This window comes from Legionella sp., assembly GCF_965140895.1.
GTDB lineage: Bacteria > Pseudomonadota > Gammaproteobacteria > Legionellales > Legionellaceae > Legionella.
This window is the reverse complement of sequence record NZ_CBCSKT010000074.1, coordinates 1-2356: the sequence shown is the minus strand read 5'-3', so window position 1 is coordinate 2356 and position 2356 is coordinate 1. Positions and strand designations below refer to the sequence as shown.

Below are 2356 nucleotides of genomic sequence, written 5' to 3'. Positions count from 1 at the left end.
AAAAGGTTGAAACAAGTTTTTCTGTTTCCTTGTTTTCATTGGCAATATTAATGATGATCTCAATAAGCGCTTCTTTGCTCAAGTTAATTAATTTTTCATGGATGGCTTTTGGCATATCTTTCTCAAGAGACTTGGAAATTGTGGCTATTTTATATCAGCAATTAATGCCATGGAAGGATGTGGTGAATTTTCTCCAACAACAAAAAATTTATTACTCAACCAGTGACGAAGGTCAGTTACAGCTCGTTGAGAACGCATAAATTTAAAATTCGTCAGAATGAATTGGATTCATTCCGATGGTTGACTGTTGTTTGGAGAATAATGTATGTCACAAAATCATGTTATTGAATTAGCCAATACACTAAAGCAGCGTCCAATTGTATGCGACTATGCCGGTGGTCGCTTTCGGTTAACTAATGAGGGGCTAACTTTTATCGGTATTGATAAGGATGGAACTCCTTTACCACCTAGGTGGATATGTGCACCATTGCATGTCGTTGCCAAAACCCGAGATGCCCAGAGTGGTGAATGGGGTCGTTTGCTAGAATGGCAGGATGATGATGGGGTAACTCATCAGTGGGTGATGCCATTGGCTTTATTGCAAGGTGATGCCTCCGATGTGAGGCGAGAGCTGGCAAGATTAGGATTGAGCATTTCTCCCAATAAGACTGCTCGCGATTTGCTAGCCTCCTATTTACAGGTCTTTCCGGTAGACGAGCGTGCACGATGTGTTGATAAACTCGGTTGGCATGGCGATGTCTTTGTAACAGCTTCCCAGTGTATCGGACAATCAACAGAGAAGATTGTATTTCAGAATACCAATGCCATTGAACCGGCAATGTCCGCTAAGGGCAGTGTGGAAGAATGGCGAGATTCAATAGGCTGGCTGGCATCAGGCAACACAAGACTGGTGTTTGCCATCTCTGTAGCCCTCGCTCCGGTTCTGTCAAAGATTGTTGGCGAAGACTCAGGCGGTTTTCATTTCAGAGGCGCATCCTCATCTGGAAAAAGCACCGCATTGAGTCTAGCTGCTTCAGTTTGGGGAAACCCACAATCTTATTGCCGTTTATGGCGCAGGTGCGTGCATTCTTTGAATCTCACGGTGCCAGTAGATTTGATAATGCCAATTCACCCAACAATGACAAGATCCTCAACCGAGCAGGATTTTATCATACAGATAGCGAAGGTTTTCGAATCTACATGGTGTTAACCGAAACATACAAAAACGAACTATGCAAAGGCTTTGATCAACGCACTGTGACAAGGGTTTTATTACAAGCGGGCTGGTTGAAACCCGCTTCGGATGGCAAAGCCTCACACAAGCCAAGAATCAAAGGAGTTGGCACACCAAGACTGTATGTTTTTACCGGTAAGATTTGGGGAGGTGAATAAAATTGCCTATACCATCGGTTTTTACGTTGAGCACCGAAGGTGCGAATAAGGTTAGTGAAGTATGATAACCAGCTCGCTGGTTATCATACTTCACCTATCTTGCCCTGCATTTTGCCCTGCATTTTGAAATTTATTTTGGAACCGTCTTTGGGTAATTATTCGTTATTGTTCGTTATATAACAATTAGTAACGGAAATAATCATGAATAATTAAAAATAAATAATAAATTACCAAAAGTTACCAAAAAGGGCTTAAAAGGTCGAAAATAAATAGAAATAAACGATAAAACTCAAAGGATTGAATAACCAGTAATATGGAGTTTAAATCATGAAAAAATCCTTAACTGAAAACATAATTACTTCTAAACAGAACCAACAAAAAACGAACGCCAGAAAAAATAAAGTGGAGTTTCTAGCTATGCGCGAAGACATATCCGAAGCCTTGGAAAAAGGATGGTCGATGACCGTCATATGGGAAACGCTGAGAGACGAGGGAAGCTTCACTGCAACTTACAATACGTTCCGGTTATACATATTGAAATACCTTAATGGTCAAAAGTCAGGGTATTCACAAAAGAATGCCAAAGATAAGCAACCAAAGAGACTGGACGTAAATCAGGACTAAGAGAAAAATCCGACCACCATGCCTTCATTTAGCTTTAATCCTATACCCAATTTAAAGGAATTATTATGATGAAATATATTTTTATTGGTGAATATGGTATCCAATAAGTCCCAAATGCCCCACCTTAATTGCAAAGGGTGGGGACAGCTATAACCTAGTAGTGACGCGCCTGCCCCAAATGCCCCCTTTGTCCCTGAGATATTGGACAACATGCTTATGTGAATAGATTTTCTTGATGATAAAATGTTATTCAAACGAGTCTTACTCCATACCTCATGAATCCCCTCATTTTATATCACCCAATACATCGCACCAAAAGTCGTGCTGCTGCAGTAATTCA

1 protein-coding gene and 2 pseudogenes are annotated in these 2356 nt (G+C 40.7%); all 3 read left to right on the top strand.

From position 1 onward, the window contains the following. Nucleotides 1-29 precede the first annotated feature (29 nt). The 3 genes and pseudogenes from ACQY7T_RS09280 to ACQY7T_RS09270 all read left to right on the top strand — a co-directional run bounded on the left by ACQY7T_RS09280 (nt 30) and on the right by ACQY7T_RS09270 (nt 2085). Nucleotides 30-260 carry a hypothetical protein gene (locus ACQY7T_RS09280; protein ID WP_428412896.1) on the top strand — a complete coding sequence of 77 codons (231 nt, stop codon included), beginning with the start codon at nt 30-32 and terminating at the stop codon, nt 258-260. 65 nt (nt 261-325) lie between these two features. After that, nucleotides 326-1392, top strand: a pseudogene (locus ACQY7T_RS09275) (DUF927 domain-containing protein). Between the two features lie 327 nt (nt 1393-1719). Beyond that, nucleotides 1720-2085: pseudogene (locus ACQY7T_RS09270) on the top strand (TraK family protein). Nucleotides 2086-2356 lie beyond the last annotated feature (271 nt).